13 protein-coding genes, 1 tRNA gene and 1 other annotated feature are annotated in these 17,048 nt (G+C 37.4%); of the genes, 4 read left to right on the top strand and 10 right to left on the bottom strand.

What is annotated here, in order from left to right; genetic code table 11:
* Positions 1-172: 172 nt before the first annotated feature.
* Positions 173-265, bottom strand: a tRNA-Ser gene (locus GX497_17335).
* A gap of 174 nt (positions 266-439) precedes the next feature.
* On the opposite strand from GX497_17335, the gene GX497_17330 reads away from it, so the two are divergent.
* From GX497_17330 to GX497_17320, 3 genes are all read left to right on the top strand, one after another.
* Positions 440-1,144 carry a response regulator transcription factor gene (locus GX497_17330; GenBank protein HHY74954.1) on the top strand — a complete coding sequence of 235 codons (705 nt, stop codon included), beginning with the start codon at positions 440-442 and terminating at the stop codon, positions 1,142-1,144.
* Positions 1,125-2,585 (top strand): cell wall metabolism sensor histidine kinase WalK, encoded by a 1,461-nt coding sequence (locus GX497_17325; GenBank protein HHY74953.1) that lies wholly within the window; start codon positions 1,125-1,127, stop codon positions 2,583-2,585. The genes GX497_17330 and GX497_17325 overlap by 20 nt, the downstream gene beginning before the upstream one ends.
* A 110-nt stretch (positions 2,586-2,695) precedes the next feature.
* Complete coding sequence (locus GX497_17320) at positions 2,696-3,484, top strand: LysM domain-containing protein (GenBank protein ID HHY74952.1); 789 nt, start codon at positions 2,696-2,698, stop codon at positions 3,482-3,484.
* Positions 3,485-3,552: 68 nt separating this feature from the next.
* Here GX497_17320 and serS read toward each other — a convergent pair whose 3' ends face one another.
* From serS to guaB, 5 genes are all read right to left on the bottom strand, one after another.
* Positions 3,553-4,839, bottom strand: coding sequence for a serine--tRNA ligase (serS, locus tag GX497_17315; protein HHY74951.1), 1,287 nt, complete (start codon positions 4,837-4,839; stop codon positions 3,553-3,555).
* A 45-nt stretch (positions 4,840-4,884) separates the two neighbouring features.
* Positions 4,885-5,113: a binding site (T-box leader), on the bottom strand.
* A 42-nt stretch (positions 5,114-5,155) separates the two neighbouring features.
* Entirely contained in the window at positions 5,156-5,746 is a 591-nt protein-coding gene (pdxT, locus tag GX497_17310) for a pyridoxal 5'-phosphate synthase glutaminase subunit PdxT (GenBank protein HHY74950.1), read from the bottom strand.
* Positions 5,747-5,786: 40 nt separating this feature from the next.
* Positions 5,787-6,674, bottom strand: coding sequence for a pyridoxal 5'-phosphate synthase lyase subunit PdxS (gene pdxS / locus GX497_17305; GenBank protein HHY74949.1), 888 nt, complete (start codon positions 6,672-6,674; stop codon positions 5,787-5,789).
* A 203-nt stretch (positions 6,675-6,877) separates the two neighbouring features.
* Complete coding sequence (locus GX497_17300) at positions 6,878-8,239, bottom strand: D-alanyl-D-alanine carboxypeptidase (protein HHY74948.1); 1,362 nt, start codon at positions 8,237-8,239, stop codon at positions 6,878-6,880.
* Between the two features lie 129 nt (positions 8,240-8,368).
* Positions 8,369-9,832 (bottom strand): IMP dehydrogenase, encoded by a 1,464-nt coding sequence (guaB, locus tag GX497_17295; GenBank protein HHY74947.1) that lies wholly within the window; start codon positions 9,830-9,832, stop codon positions 8,369-8,371.
* A 135-nt stretch (positions 9,833-9,967) separates the two neighbouring features.
* On the opposite strand from guaB, the gene GX497_17290 reads away from it, so the two are divergent.
* Positions 9,968-10,954 carry a hypothetical protein gene (locus GX497_17290; protein HHY74946.1) on the top strand — a complete coding sequence of 329 codons (987 nt, stop codon included), beginning with the start codon at positions 9,968-9,970 and terminating at the stop codon, positions 10,952-10,954.
* An 89-nt stretch (positions 10,955-11,043) separates the two neighbouring features.
* Here the strand turns inward: GX497_17290 and GX497_17285 are convergent, their stop codons facing one another.
* The 4 genes from GX497_17285 to GX497_17270 all read right to left on the bottom strand — a co-directional run bounded on the left by GX497_17285 (position 11,044) and on the right by GX497_17270 (position 17,035).
* Positions 11,044-12,126: an HD-GYP domain-containing protein gene (locus GX497_17285; protein HHY74945.1), complete on the bottom strand. Its 1,083-nt coding sequence runs from the start codon at positions 12,124-12,126 to the stop codon at positions 11,044-11,046.
* Positions 12,127-12,276: 150 nt separating this feature from the next.
* Positions 12,277-14,790 carry a DNA gyrase subunit A gene (gene gyrA, locus GX497_17280; protein HHY74944.1) on the bottom strand — a complete coding sequence of 838 codons (2,514 nt, stop codon included), beginning with the start codon at positions 14,788-14,790 and terminating at the stop codon, positions 12,277-12,279.
* A 16-nt stretch (positions 14,791-14,806) separates the two neighbouring features.
* A complete protein-coding gene (gene gyrB, locus GX497_17275; GenBank protein HHY74943.1) occupies positions 14,807-16,732 on the bottom strand; it encodes a DNA topoisomerase (ATP-hydrolyzing) subunit B in 1,926 nt (641 codons plus the stop codon).
* A 39-nt stretch (positions 16,733-16,771) separates the two neighbouring features.
* Entirely contained in the window at positions 16,772-17,035 is a 264-nt protein-coding gene (locus tag GX497_17270; protein ID HHY74942.1) for a DUF370 domain-containing protein, read from the bottom strand.
* Positions 17,036-17,048: the final 13 nt, after the last annotated feature.

The following is a 17,048-nucleotide window of genomic DNA, read 5'->3' as shown; positions in this document are numbered from 1 at the left end:
TTGAAAGCTTCCCAATGTTTATGATGATCAAAAAATATTCGCTTTAAAATATTTGTCTCCATATACGAAAAATACCACAGTATCAAGGACTGTGGTAGTGTCAAAATTATATACTTTCTTATCTTTTTAAAAAAATCGCTACCTACTGGTAACGACTATAGCGTCATATGTATGGCGGAGGAAGAGGGATTCGAACCCCCGCGCGGTTTAACCCGCCTGTCGGTTTTCAAGACCGATCCCTTCAGCCGGACTTGGGTATTCCTCCTTATTAAGACAATAGTTAATATAGCACAAATCATGAATTACTGTCAAACTTTTATGTTAAAAGTTCTTTTTTACATAAATTTGACTTCCGTCACTTTTTTAAATCTTCCTACGCCATATAATTTATTGTTAACTATGCGGAATCTATAGTAATAACATTACAGGGGGTTTCTAAATGTGTGAAAGAAAAATTTTAGTAGTCGATGATGAAGAAAATGTGTCTGAGTTGCTGAAATTATACTTAGAGGCGGAAGATTTTACAGTATTTATTGCTGGAGATGGATTACAAGCATTATCGATTGCTAAAAAAATTCAACCTGACTTAATTATTTTGGACATTATGCTTCCTTATAAAAATGGTTGGCAAGTTGCTAAAGAATTAAGACTAACAATGGATACACCAATCATCATCCTTTCTGCCAAAGGAGAAGAATCTGATAAAATTCTTGGATTAAATTTAGGCGGTGATGACTATGTAACGAAGCCATTCTCTCCTGGTGAAATAATTGCTAGGGTAAAGGCCATTTTAAGAAGAGCGAAAACAGAAGAAAACAAAAACAAAACATTGCAATTTCCTAATCTCCTCATCAATTTTGCAAAATATGAAGTGATTGTTGGTGAAGGGAAAATTACTACAACCCCGAAAGAAGTTGAGCTATTATGGTTGCTTGCAAGCAATCAAGGAAACGTTTTTACTAGAGAACAGCTATTGGACAAAATTTGGGGATATGCTTATTTAGGCGATACCCGGACGGTGGATACCCATATTAAACGTTTGCGCCGAAAAATTGAAAGTAGCCTGCCTTATTCCTATCTTCAAACGGTATGGGGTGTTGGTTATAAGTTTGAGGTTATAAAAAATGAAAAAGACAGTATTTAGTAAACTGCTAAAAACATATTTGTTAATAACGCTTTTAAGTATTTTAATAGCTATTCTATTTTTCTATCTCTTTTTTAAAAGCTATTATTTTAATGAGAAAGAGCAACAGTTAATCACTCAAGGTGAAAAAATGGCGCAAATTTTGAATCCTTATCTTGAAAGTAGCAATTTTATACAAATTAACCGCATCATTAATGAGTATAATCACATCAATACTTCGCGAATGTGGATTGTAGATCAAAATGGAGAACTGCTAAGTGAATTGAAAAATCAATCCATTAAAGACCATCTACAACCTAAATCAGATCAGCTTGAAAAAGCTTTACAAGGCGAAGTCATTACTAGTCATGGATTTATTAAATATATCGATGACCCTGTTTTATCAGTTGCCGTGCCAATTTTTGCGGATAAGCAAGTAGTTGGAGTTATTTTTGTCTGCAATCCTCTTTCGGATATTACTGTAAGCGTAATTGAAGCCATGAAAATTGTAATGATAGCTGGCTTACTATCACTCATTATTGTCGCTTTTGTCAGTTATTTCATTTCCCAATCAATTACAAAACCAATTAATGAAATAACGAAATGTTCTCTAGAAATGATAAAAGGAAATTTCACACAACAGCCAAAAGTACATTCCTCAGACGAAATTGGCAAATTAGCTGATACGTTTAATACGATGAAGCAAGCTCTAGAAAAATCATTGCATGATTTAGAAAGTGAAAAAAATAAAATCGCCGAAATGGAACGTATGCAACGCGAATTTGTCGCCAATGCCTCACACGAACTTCGCACCCCGCTTACGTCTATTCGTGGGTATCTTGAAGCAATGTTAGATGGGGTTATCACAAGCAAAGAACAAGAACATAAATATATTCGAATTAGTTTAAAAGAGACAATAAGACTTCATCGTTTAGTTAATAGTCTTTTAGATTTATCACGGCTTGAATCAGGCCAAATGAAGGTGCATAAAAAAGAAATAGAGCTTTCAGAAGTCATTAACAGAACAGTTGCCAAGCTTATTCCATTAGCTGAGGATCGTTTTATTGTTTTAAAAACTGATATTTCTACAAACTTGCCAACTGTTCTTGGTGATGAAGATTTAATTGAACAGGTTCTCATTAATTACATTACGAACGCTATCCGCTTTACCGATGAAGATGGGCAAATTACTATAAAAGCGATTGCCTTTGAAGATCATGTCCATGTACATGTCATTGATACAGGGATTGGCATTGCTCCCGAAGAGCTTCCAAACGTATGGAAAAGATTTTATAAAATTGATAAAGATCGCCCGTTGACGAAAGAAGGAGCAGGCTTAGGTTTAGCGCTTGTTCATGAGATTATGAACCGTTTAGATGGTAGAGCATGGGTGGAAAGTACCCTAAACAAAGGGTCTAGCTTTAGTTTTAGTTTACAAATCGCCAAAAAAGTTCACATTTAGTCCATATGGAGTTCAAATTCCTTTTCTAAATTAAAGATATACCTTAGCAAATAGTAAAAAGACCGTTAACGCTTAGGTAAAATCAACTATTTTAGGGAGGAAATTTTTTCATGAAATTTAAAATGCCAAAAATTTTTGGAGCAGCCTTTTTAAGCATGGCAATCGCCGCCGCAATACCTTCAATGGCCAGCGCCCATTGCGACACGATGGACGGCCCTGTTATTGCTGATGCCGAAAAGGCTCTAGAGACAAATAATATTGACTATATTTTAAAATGGGTATCAGAAGATGATGAACAAGAAATGAAGGATGCTTTTAACCTGACAAAGAAGGTTAGAATCTTAAACCCTGAGGCACAAGAGCTTGCTGATCAATACTTTTTTCAAAATTTAGTTAGAGTTCATCGAGCTGGTGAAGGGGCACCCTATACGGGTATAAAACCAAAAGGAACACCAATTGAAGAAGCAGTTGCAGCAGCTGATAAAAGTATTGAGGTTGGTAACTTAGATGCCTTTAAAGGGCTTATTGAAGAGGAAAAAATACCTGGGCTACAAGAAAGATTCGAGCGAGTACTTGCTACAAAAGATTTTGCTGTAGATGATGTTTTCGCAGGCAGAGAATATGTAGAAGCATATGTCCAATTTACCCATTATGCCGAAGGGGAAGAACATGGTGATGGTACTGATGCAGCACATGGAACTAGTCATGCTGAAGGTGGAACAGCTAACCACGATGAAAACGTCGATGCACATGCTACTGAAAAGGAACAAGCCACAACAGAAGCTATGGAAAAATCATCAATTGCTTCATTGCCAGTCATTCCATGGAGTCTTGCAGGCGTATTCTTTTTAACAACGCTGATAATTGGCAGTATTCATTTCAGGAAACACCATAAATAACAATATTAGAAAGAGGCAGCCAATAACCGAAAAAGTGACATTGGACAGCCTCTTCCCCTTTTTGGGGTTTATTCTTCACTCCGCTTAATAACTTCAACATTCCCCATATAAGGTCTTAACACCTCAGGAATGACGACACTGCCATCTTCCTGTTGATAATTTTCCAAAATTGCTGATACTGTACGGCCAATTGCTAAACCAGAGCCATTTAGTGTATGCACATGTTCAGGCTTCGCTCCTGGCTCACGGCGAAAGCGGATATTTGCTCGTCTAGCCTGGAATGCTTCAAAATTACTGCATGAAGAAATTTCCCGATATGTGTCATAACTTGGCAGCCATACTTCAATATCATATTTTTTCGCCGCTGTAAAACCAAGGTCAGCTGTACACATACTCATGACACGGTATGGTAGTCCTAATAGCTGCAGAATTTTTTCAGCATGACCTGTTAGTTTTTCCAATTCATCATAAGAATCCTCAGGCTTTACAAAGCGGACAAGCTCCACTTTATTAAATTGATGCTGGCGAATTAACCCGCGTGTATCACGGCCTGCTGACCCCGCCTCAGAACGGAAACAAGCACTATAGCCGCAATATGCAAGCGGAAGATTCGCACCATCTAAAATTTCATCACGATGCATATTCGTCACTGGCACTTCTGCCGTTGGGATTAAAAAATAATCTTCGCCATCAATTTTAAAGGCATCCTCTTCAAATTTAGGAAGCTGGCCGGTTCCAGTCATACTATCTCTATTCACAATATAAGGAGGTATAACTTCCTCATAACCGTAGTTATCAGAATGGTAATCCATCATAAAATTAATCAAAGCACGTTCTAGTCGTGCACCTAAGCCTTTGTAAAATACAAATCTGCTGCCAGTTACCTTGCCGGCTCTTTCAAAATCTAAAATGCCAAGCTCATCAGCTACATCCCAATGCGGCTTCGCTTCAAAGGTAAATTCTCGAATTTCGCCCCATTTGCGGACAACAACATTATCATCTTCAGACTCACCAACAGGCACTGTTTCATGTGGAACATTTGGAATAGATAATAATAATTGCTGTAAATCTTCTTCCACAATGCGAAGCTCATCGTCAATCACTTTAATACGGTCACCAACTTCACGCATTTCAACGATAAGATGGTCAGCATCCTGCTTTTCTCGTTTTAAAACGGAAACTTGTTTTGAAACTTCATTACGCTTGCTTTTAAGTTCTTCACCTTCAGCAATAAGCTCACGACGTTTAGCATCCAATTCGCCAAAACGGTCAAAATCTCCTAAATCCTCGCCACGGCATTGCAGTTTTTGTTTAATTTCTGCAAAATTTTCTCGTAAAAATTTCATGTCAAGCATCGTTGATTCCTCCTTTAATAAATATAAAAAACTCCCGTCCCTATAAAAAGGGACGAGAGTTAACCCGCGTTGCCACCCTGATTGAAAAAAAGCATAGGCTCTTTTTCCACTCACAATCATAACGGTCTTTAAACCGAAAATATTTACTTAGCCAAAAATGCTGTTCAATATTTTGCTCGGGGATGGATTCACATTACTCTTTTATCGGTTTTCACCGGCCACCGACTCTCTTGGAAAAAGAAATAATGCTACTAGTTCCCTTCAACACTGTTTATATTAGTATTTATGCCTTTATTTTACCACACTTCTCCAGCTTTTATACAGCTAATTTTTCTTTTGCTGCTTCCACCATTTTAACAAAATACTCAGCCAAGCGATGGTCGTCTGTTAATTCTGGATGGAATGAACAAGCTAAGTAATGATCCTGTCTAACAGCGACAATTTTGTCCTTATGCTTACAAATAATCTCAACATCTTTGCCAACTTCAAGAATTCTTGGAGCACGGATAAACACACCGATAAAATCATCAGCAACATCGGTAATCATAAGGCTTGCCTCAAAACTGTCTACTTGACGACCAAAGGCATTGCGCTCGACCGTCATATCGAGTAAACCTAAATGGGCATCTTCTTGACCAGCAATTTTCGTTGCCATTAAAATAAGACCGGCACAAGTGCCGAAGATCGGCTTACCACTTTTACCAAATTCCTTTAACGGCTCGAAAAAGCCATATTTATCAATTAAACGTCTCATGGTCGTGCTTTCTCCACCAGGGAATACAAGGCCATCAATATCCTGTAGTTGTTCAACCTTTTTAATTTGAACAGCCTCTGCACCTGCTGCTTCAAGTGCGCGAATATGTTCTCTTACCGCCCCTTGCAGAGCTAAAACCCCTACTTTAACCATGTTACATTACTCCTTTTTCTGTCTAGCTCCGGCTTTCTATTTACCAACCACGTTCTTGCATGCGTTCGCTTGGTTGTAATGATGAAATTTCGATACCTTTCATAGCTGTCCCTAAATCTTTTGAAAGCTCCGCAATCAATTTATAATCTTGATAATGTGTTGTTGCTTCAACAATTGCACGAGCAAACTTCTCAGGATTATCAGATTTAAAGATTCCTGAACCAACGAATACGCCGTCTGCTCCTAATTGCATCATTAACGCAGCGTCAGCAGGTGTTGCTACACCACCAGCAGCAAAGTTTACAACAGGAAGTTTTCCTTCGCGCTTAATTTGTAGAACTAATTCAAATGGCGCTTGAATATTCTTAGCAAATGTCATTAACTCATCTTCTGACATTGCCGCAACTTGGCGAATTTGTGATTGCACCATACGCATATGACGAACAGCCTCAACAATGTTACCAGTTCCAGGCTCACCCTTTGTACGAAGCATTGAAGCACCTTCACCAATACGTCGTAATGCTTCTCCTAAGTCACGGCAGCCACATACAAATGGTACTGTATATTCACGCTTATTAATATGATACACCTCATCAGCAGGTGTTAAAACTTCACTTTCATCAATATAGTCTACTCCCATCGCCTCTAAAACACGCGCTTCGACAATATGGCCGATACGAGCCTTTGCCATAACAGGAATTGACACAGCTCCCATTACCTCTTCAACAATCGTTGGGTCAGCCATACGAGCAACTCCGCCCGCTGCGCGAATATCTGCTGGTACACGCTCAAGCGCCATTACAGCTACAGCCCCTGCAGCTTCGGCAATTTTAGCTTGTTCTGCATTAACAACGTCCATTATAACGCCGCCTTTTTGCATTTCAGCCATTCCGCGTTTTACTCGTTCTGTTCCAATATTTTGTGACATTAAAAAACTCCTCCTAAATGTATGTAATCATTACATTATTTTATTTCTTTATTTTATCATTTACAAATAAAGGCCTGTCCATTATTTTAACCTAAAACGCCGTAAATTCCTATTTTAATTTTGAAAAAATAATAAAAACCATAAAATCAACTAGGAATACTTTAATATTCTGTCCTTGATTTTATGGATTTAGTAAAAATTTACTAAAATAAACCTTTTATACCACCGGCAACACTTGACCAAATATCAGCAAAAAAACCACCTATTGCCCGCAATGTTAGTGAAAACCAATTTGCTTTTTCTACATCTGCTTGGGCTACAACTGCTACTTTTTCATGAACCCCACCATCATTAACTAAATAGCCATAATTATTTTCACCCTTATATTCATATGTTAAGTAGCCAACCTTTTGGCCTTTTTTAACGGGGGCAACTAATGTACCATCTTTTGTAAGAGCTTTTTTATCTAGAACTAGCTTCGGTTGATAAAGCTCTTCTTCATTTGATTTTACGACTGTTTTCAACGCTTCCTTTGTAGCAATTTGCACATTTTTTTCTTTTCCTTTTTCAACTTTTAAAACATCTTGTTTTTCCATTTGATAGTTTGCAGGGAATAATTCTTTTTCTGCAAAATTGCTAAATCCATAATCAAATAGTTTTTTCGTTTCTTCAAACCTAGCATATTGCGATTTTGTCCGCATAACAACACTAATAAGTCTCATGCCATTACGTTTTGCTGTTCCTGTAAAGCAATAGCCAGCTAACTCCGTTGATCCTGTCTTAATGCCGTCAACACCTTGATAAGCAAATTGCTGTAAATATCCTGGAATATTAGGTAACATTGCATTCCAGTTCAACATGCTAATGCCTTCGCCATCAATTCCTTTTGTAAACTTCTTAAAAGGAATGCTCGCTGTTTCCAACACTTCTGGATAATCATTAATTAACCGGTAAGCAAGTGTGGCAACAGAGCGTGATGACATCATATTCTCATCTGTTTCGCCTGTACCCTTCGGATGCATGCCATATAAGTCCTTATTATTTAAACCTGTCGAATTGACAAACTTCGCATCTTCCATTCCTAGCTCTTGCGCTTTTTTATTCATCATTTGCACAAAATTCGTTTCCGAGCCAGCGATTGTTTCAGCAAGAGCAATTGCAGACCCGTTTGCCGAATAGATGGCCATCGACTCATAAAGCTCTCTTACTGTGTATTTTATATCTTTTCTTAGTGGAACATTTGATAGTTTTGTATTTTGTGAGACTTTGTATACATAATCAGTAATTGATACTTCTTGGTCCCAGCTAACCTTCTTACTATGAATAGCCTCTAACAATAAATATTCTGTCATCATTTTTGACATACTTGCCGGGGGTAACGTCATATCGGGGTTTAATTCATACAATATTTTCCCAGAGTTACCATCAACTAAAATAGCAGCCTCTGCTTCAAGTCCTAATTCTACTGCACCCGCTTTAGTAGGAAAATTCGCTAAAAAGGTCGTTAATAAAAAGAGTGTTAGCAAACTATATATGAAGCCTTTATTTCTCGTAAATCTTTTCAAATTCAATCCCTCCCCTTAATCAAATGCGCCGAACAACTCCAACGGCTATTCTATCAAATTTACTATAAAAAAAACAGAGGAAAAGCTCCTCTGTTAAACAAAAAGAATGCATCCAATTTTTCCTATTTTTTACACTGAATAGTTTGGTGATTCTTTCGTAATTTGGACATCATGTGGATGACTTTCACGCAAGCCAGCACCAGTCATTCTAATAAATTGCCCATTTTCGCGTAAAGAATCTAAGTCTTTTGTACCACAATACCCCATACCAGAACGAAGTCCACCTACTAATTGATATATCATATCGGCAAGAGGGCCTTTATATGGAACACGTCCTTCAATTCCCTCTGGAACAAATTTTTGATTTTCTTCTTGGAAATAACGATCTTTGCTACCTCTTTCCATTGCCCCAACAGAGCCCATGCCACGATAGACCTTAAAACGACGCCCTTGGAAAATTTCCGTTTCCCCTGGACTTTCCGTTGTTCCTGCAAAAATACTGCCTAGCATTACAGCATGTGCACCAGCTGCAAGAGCCTTAACAATATCACCTGAATACTTAATACCACCATCAGCGATAATTGGAACACCGTGCTTTCTAGCTTCGGTAGCACAATCATATACAGCTGTAATTTGCGGCACACCAACACCTGCAACAACACGGGTTGTACAAATAGAACCAGGACCAATTCCAACCTTAATAACATTAGCACCAGCTTCAATTAAAGCTTTTGTGCCTTCAGCTGTTGCAACATTACCAGCAATAATATTTAAGTCTGGGTAAGCATTTCTAATTTCACGAACTTTATTTAGTACACCTTCAGAATGGCCATGTGCTGTATCAAGAACAATAACATCTACGCCTGCTTTTACTAAAGCTTCTACACGCATCAACGCATCAACAGTTGCACCAACAGCTGCACCAACCAATAATCTACCGTGGCTGTCTTTTGCTGAATTCGGATATTCGATTACTTTTTCAATATCCTTGATTGTGATTAATCCTTTTAAAATTCCGTTATCATCCACTAACGGTAATTTTTCAATTTTGTGTTTTTGGAGTATTTGTTCTGCTTGCGCAAGTGTTGTACCCACCGGAGCCGTTACTAAGTTTTCTTTCGTCATTACATCAGAGATTTTAATAGAGTAATCTTGAATAAAGCGTAAGTCACGATTCGTTAAAATCCCAACAAGCTTTAATTCATCTTCGTTATTAACAATTGGGACACCAGAAATACGGTATTTTCCCATTAAATTTTCGGCATCAGAAACTAGCTGGTCTGGTGTTAAATAAAATGGGTTTGTAATAACACCGCTTTCTGAACGTTTTACTTTATCAACCTGCTCAGCTTGCTCTTCAAGCGGCATATTTTTATGGATAATGCCGAGCCCACCCTGTCTAGCAATCGAAATTGCCATATCCGCTTCTGTTACTGTATCCATACCAGCACTAATTAAGGGAATATTCAATTTCAACGTCTCTGAAAGTGCTGTCTTCACAACAACATCTTTCGGTAATACCGAAGAACGCGCTGGAACTAACAAGACATCATCAAATGTTAATCCTTCTTTACTAAATTTACTTTCCCACATGGTAAAATCTTCTCCCTCTTATGAAATTTCCTGAAAATATTATTAGTTAGCTTAACAATTGGACACACTACTGTCAAGGAACGACAATTACTTCGACAAATAATTTAAAAATTATGTTAATTTGGAGGTTTAGCCATGGTGAGCTCTTGGAATTCTATCTGGAAATCCTTCTCCATCTTTTATTCCTCAATGAATGCACAAAAATACCTGTTGCAATGCTACAAAAAAAGCGGCATCGAGGATTCGGAAAAAAAAAGCTACGAAAACTGCTATCCATTCATTTACTATTTAGACCATGGAAAAAGCTATTATCAGCTTGCAACTCAGGCACCTTTCTCAATTAAACCAATTCTCCTATTCTACGGAATGGTTCAGCTTCTTAAAGCGTGCTTGCTCACGGTAGACCCGGCTTATCCAGAATCCTCCACTGTACTAGCCCATGGGGTTACAACAAGAAAAAGAAAGAAAAGAGACTATGATTTTTTAAGAGATGAAGTAAAAGTCCAAAAAAATGGTCTTTTTACACATGTTGCTGCAAAAATGTTCCACATGGAACAAAGTTTGGATGCTGAAAAATATACAATGGAATTCCTTTTAGCACGTATTCCCGAATTAAACTACCTCTTTCAAATAAGTATGGAAAAACAACAAAATTACAAAATTGCTGGATTCCATGACAAAGCCCTTTTCATTCCTGCAAATATTTTGGATCATTTACATATGACGATTGAACGATTTACCAGTTTTCTAAAAAAATGCTTACCTTTTGAACATCAGCTGCTCGAAAACGAAAAGAATATTGAAAAACAGCCCCTATTTTTTCAGTTGCAATTAACCTGTACAATCAATCCGAATGATTGTGCACCGATACAATTTGATTATTATGAAAACACACTACATATTCCGATTGATAAAGAACAATTTATATATCTTCCTGAAATCATGACACATTATTTGCTGCTTTATAATTTAAGTATGATTAGCAGATATGAGACAGAATGGTGGGGTGAGCTGTTACATGGATTTGATAGTCTAGATTACCCGTTTATTGAGCATTTTTTAAGTGTTACCCACATGAAAATTCCTTATCTTATAAATCACTATTTACAAGCCAAACTATAGAAAAAAGGGATTGCCTCTTACTACCTAATACCGTCTTATACAAATATGTATAGATATCAATATTAAGATGCAAGATGCAATCCTATCACTTATAATATTTCTTCAATATAAAGATCGCGATGTTTAATGAGTTGGATGATTTCCCCAGTGGCATCTAATCTAACCATTGGTCTTGTCGGGTACTTTTGCTCAATAAAGACAATTTCCCCGGTCTCACTATTTGACAAGCGAACTTTCGTACCAGAAGAAAAATTAGTCATAATCGTTGTTAATGCTTGAACAACCCTCACATCAAATTTTCCAAATTGATCCTGTAAAATAGATTCCAATACTTTAAATGGTGACTGTTTACTATGGTAATTTCTTTCTGATGTCATCGCATGATACACATCTGCGACAGATATGATTCTTTCATAAGGGTAGATATAATCGGAATTTACACCATTTGGATAGCCGCTGCCATCAATTCTTTCATGATGCTGATATACTGCTTTTTTCACTTCTTCTTTAAGAAACTTAATATCTTTAAGAAGAATATAGCTATAAATAGGATGTTTTTTCACTTCATCATATTCTTCCCTAGTCAAATAGCCTTTTTTATTAAAAATTTTTGGTGGAATTTTCGCCATCCCACAATCAATCATGGCTCCTGCTAAGCCAATTTGTATACAATCACCTTTAGTAAAATTCAGATTTTTAGCTAACAAGGCTGATAAAGCCGCAACAGTTATCGCGTGATGATATAAATAATCTTCAGCAATACAATAATGGTGAAGTGAGAATATTTCTCTCGGTGTTTCTAATGCCTTTTCAATAACAGGGACGACGATGCCCCTAACAGATGGCATATCAACTGCTATACCTGATTGCCACCCTAAAAAAAGCTTTTTATACCCTTGCACAGCCTTTAAATAAAGCTCTACTAATCCTTGTTGAGCAGCTTCTACTTTCTTCTGCACAACCTCTTCCTGAATAACTTGACTAGGCTTGAATGGTTCTCCAGTTACTAGGGTAGATTCAATTTGTATATCTTGGATTAAAAAGGCCTTAATAAACTCCAAATTTTTACTCGTTAATACAGTATTTTTAGGAACAATCGGTATTTGCGTAAGCGAAAAGACATCTTCTGATACCATACATCCCTCTGTTACTTGATTCGGATTGACTCTCATAAAGTTCCTCCCCCCTTTAATATTCAATAAGAAAAGTGTCTGCCACCATATTGCAATATATTGATTAGTTAACCGGTGATTATTCGCAACTAACATATTGTATGCATATGGATGCCAGACACTGTAATGTTTATCTCTCTTCGAACATACTTATTCTTCTTGTTCAGATTTCGGAGTATCCTCTCCAGTTTCCTCCTGACCTACCTCTACTTCATCTAATTGATTTTCATCCTCTTCTTCTTCCCGCTCAACCTTTGCTACTGTTGAAACAACTTCATGGTCATCAAGTCTCATTAATTTAACACCTTGTGTATTCCGGCCAGTAATCGAAATTGTATCAACAGCCATACGAATCACAATACCGCTTTCCGTAATTAACATTAAATCTTCTTCACCAGTTACAGCTTTAACAGCTGACAACGGGCCATTTTTCTCAGTTATATTACAAGTTTTTATCCCTTTTCCGCCGCGGCTTTGCATACGGTATTCAGATAAAGGCGTACGTTTGCCGTATCCATTACGAGTTACGACGAGGACATCTTCTTTTCCTTCAATAATTTCCATGCCAATTACATAGTCATCCTCATTAAGATTAATACCCCTTACACCAGTAGCTAATCGGCTCATTGAACGAACATCCGTCTCATTAAAACGAATTAACATTCCATTCATCGTACCAATCATAATCTCTTTATGGCCATCTGTAAGGCCAACAGATATTACTTCATCACCTTCGCGAAGGTGTAAAGCAATAAGTCCACCCCTACGAATATTTGCAAAAGAAGATAGCGGTGAACGTTTGACAACACCATGTTTCGTCGCAAAAAATAAGTACCAATCATCCAAAAACTCTTCGACTGGGATGACGGCATGTATCGATTCATCTTTTTCAATTTCTAATAAATTAATGATCGGAATCCCTTTAGCTGTCCGTCCAAATTCTGGAATCTCATAACCTTTAAGGCGGTATACCTTGCCTTTATTACTAAAAAACAAAATTGTATTGTGAGTAGAAGTAGATAGCAAATGTTCAACAAAATCATCTTCATTTGTTCCCATTCCTTGAACACCTCGTCCACCTCTGCGTTGGCTTCTATAAGTAGCAGCTGGCAAACGCTTAATATAGCCTCCATGGGTTAACGATATAACAATGCTTTGCTCGGGAATTAAATCTTCATCTTCAATATCGCCAAAGCTACCAGAAATAATTTCAGTACGGCGCTTATCATTAAATCTCTCTTTTATTTCCGTTAATTCTTCACGAATAATATCAAGCACTTTTTCCTCATCTGCTAATATTGCTTTTAATTCAGCAATAAGCTTAATAAGCTCTTGATATTCTTCCTCAATCTTTTCACGCTCTAATCCAGTTAGACGCTGTAAGCGCATATCTAAAATAGCTTGTGCTTGCTTTTCGCTTAAATTGAAACGCTCCATTAACCCTTGTCTCGCAATATCCGTTGTTTGTGAGCTGCGAATTAAGGAAATAATTTCATCTATATGGTCAAGGGCTATTCTGAGACCTTCTAAAATATGGGCGCGCGCTTCCGCTTTCCGAAGCTCAAACTCTGTTCTACGGCGAATAATCACAATTTGATGGTCAAGATAATGACTTAACATTTGTTTTAAATTCAATACCTTTGGATGACCATCAACAAGTGCAAGCATGTTAATTCCGAAACTTGTCTGCAATGCCGTTTGTTTATATAAATTATTTAAAAGAACATTGGCATTAGCATCACGCTTAACTTCAATGACAATTCGCATACCATTGCGGTCTGATTCATCACGAAGGTCGGAAATGCCCTCGATTTTCTTCTCGTGGACAAGCTCAGCAATTCTCTCAATGAGCCTTGCTTTGTTTACTTGATACGGGATTTCATCAATAATTATCGCTTGTCTTCCATTCGCTTTTTCTTCAATAAATGAATTAGCTCGAAGCGTGATTGAACCTTTCCCAGTTTCATAGGCACGGCGAATCCCGCTTCGCCCCAAGATTTGCCCAGCTGTTGGAAAATCAGGGCCTGGGATTATTTCCATTAGTTCTGCAACTGTAATCTCACGATCTCGACTAACAGCTAAAACTCCATCAATTACTTCACCTAATTGATGCGGCGGAATATTAGTTGCCATCCCTACCGCAATCCCTGAAGCACCGTTCACTAAAAGGTTAGGAAATCTTGCGGGCATTACAACTGGTTCTCTTTCTGAACCATCATAGTTGTCTTGATAGTCAATCGTATCTTTATTTATATCACGGATCATTTCCATTGCAATCTTCGACATTCGCGCCTCAGTATAACGCATCGCTGCTGCTGGGTCGCCGTCTACCGATCCAAAGTTTCCATGGCCATCGACTAACATATAGCGAAAGTTAAAATCCTGAGCCATCCGCACCATTGCTTCATAAACCGCAGAATCACCGTGTGGATGATACTTACCAATTACATCACCAACAATACGGGCAGATTTTTTATGCGCTTTATCTGCTGTATTACCTAATTCATTCATCGCATACAAAATTCTTCGATGCACTGGCTTTAAACCATCCCTTACATCTGGTAAAGCACGAGAAACAATAACACTCATGGCGTAATCTAAAAAGGATGACTTCATTTCGGTGCTTAAATTAATTTCTTGAATTGATTGACGTTCTTCCTGCATATTAGGCCCCTCCTCTCTATACATCTAGATTTTTAACATAACGGGCATTTTCTTGAATAAATTCACGCCTAGGTTCTACATGATCCCCCATCAAAATTTCAAATATTTCATCTGCCTCCATAGCATCTTTAAGCTGAACTTGAAGCAATGTTCGTACTTCTGGATCCATTGTAGTTTCCCATAACTGCTCTGGATTCATCTCACCAAGACCTTTATAGCGTTGAATACCTGGTTTCGGATTATCAGGTAATTCTGCTAATATTTTTTCTAATTCACGATCATTATAGGCATACTCAATCTTTTTACCTTGCTGTACTTTATATAAAGGCGGCTGAGCTATATAAATATAACCATTTTCAATAATCGGTCTCATAAAGCGGTAGAAAAATGTTAAAATGAGTGTTCGAATATGAGCCCCGTCTACATCGGCATCTGTCATAATAACAACTTTATGATATCTCGCTTTTGTAATATCAAAATCTTCACCAATACCAGTTCCAAGTGCTGTAATAATCGTCCGAATTTCATTATTAGATAAAATTCTATCCAAACGCGCCTTCTCTACGTTAAGAATTTTACCACGTAGTGGGAGTATCGCTTGAAAATGACGATCCCTTCCTGACTTAGCTGAACCACCCGCAGAATCACCCTCAACAATATATAATTCACTAATAGATGCATCTTTTGATGAACAATCAGCTAGCTTTCCAGGTAGGCTAGAAATTTCTAAGGCCCCTTTACGGCGTGTAAGCTCTCTTGCCTTTTTAGCAGCAATTCTCGCCCGTGAAGCCATTATTCCTTTTTCAACAATCTTTTTACCTACTGAAGGATTTTCCATTAAAAATTTATCTAATTGTTCTGAGAAAATCGCATCGACAATAGCTCTTACTTCACTGTTACCAAGCTTCGTTTTCGTTTGTCCTTCAAATTGAGGATTTGGATGTTTTATGGAAATAATCGTTGTTAACCCTTCACGAACATCATCACCGATTAAATTCTGATCATTTTCTTTAAAAATACCACTTTTTCGCGCATAATCATTAATGACCCGTGTTAAAGCTGTTTTAAAACCTACTTCATGCGTACCACCTTCGTATGTATGAATATTATTTGCGAAAGAATATATATTACTAACATAGCTATCATTGTACTGAAGGGCAACTTCAGCCGTAATTCCATCCTTCTCGCCCATAACATAGACCGGTTCTTCATGAATAACCTCACGGGAACGGTTTAAATGTTCGACATAAGAGATAATACCGCCTTCATAACACCAGCTTTGTGTTTTTCCTTCTGGTCGTTTATCTTCAATCGTGATATGAAGACCGCGATTTAAAAATGCTAATTCACGAAGGCGAGTAGCTAATATATCATACTCGTATACAGTTGTTTCTTCGAAAATTTCAGGGTCTGGACTAAAATGGACAATTGTCCCTGTTCGATCTGTTTCACCAATGACAGACAACTCTTGAACAACAGTGCCTCTTTCAAATTTAATATAATGAATTTTACCATCAAGATGAACAAATACTTCTAACTCAGTTGATAAGGCGTTAACAACTGATGCACCAACACCATGTAGACCACCGGAGACTTTATAGCCACCACCGCCAAATTTACCGCCAGCATGGAGGACAGTCATAATAACCTCTACGGCCGGTCTCCCCATTTTCTCTTGAATACCAACGGGAATACCACGTCCATTGTCTTCGACAGTAATACTATTATCGTTTTCAATCATAACCTTAATTTCTGAACAATAGCCTGCTAATGCCTCATCAATACTATTATCAACGATTTCCCAAACAAGGTGATGCAGACCTCTTCCACTAGTAGACCCAATATACATTCCTGGACGTTTTCTTACCGCTTCTAATCCCTCTAGAACTTGTATTTGGTTTGCATCATAATTCTGTTCTGTGATTGTTTGATTTTCTTCCATCGCCACTGAAATCACCTTCACTTTCTTTGTGGACTTCTATTATTCGTTCTTCGTTTCTAATTCTGAAGCATATTGTGAACGTTTTTTTAAACTAACGGTCGATAATGGTGAAAAATATACTTTACTTTCAGTAATTACAATGGATTTAACCGTTCCATTTGAAATAGTAACAATATTATTTTTTTTCATATTGACTTCAACAAACTCACTGAGCATCGCTGATTCTTTTACTAAATCCTTGTTAACAATCGCAATAATCTCTTTCATTTGGATTACAATATTTTCACCTAAATGGATAAACATGCACCTTTTTCCA

Origin of the sequence: Bacillus sp. (in: firmicutes) (genome assembly GCA_012842745.1) — a bacterium.
Classification (GTDB): domain Bacteria; phylum Bacillota; class Bacilli; order Bacillales; family Bacillaceae_J; genus Schinkia.
This window is presented reverse-complemented; position numbering and strand designations above follow the sequence as displayed.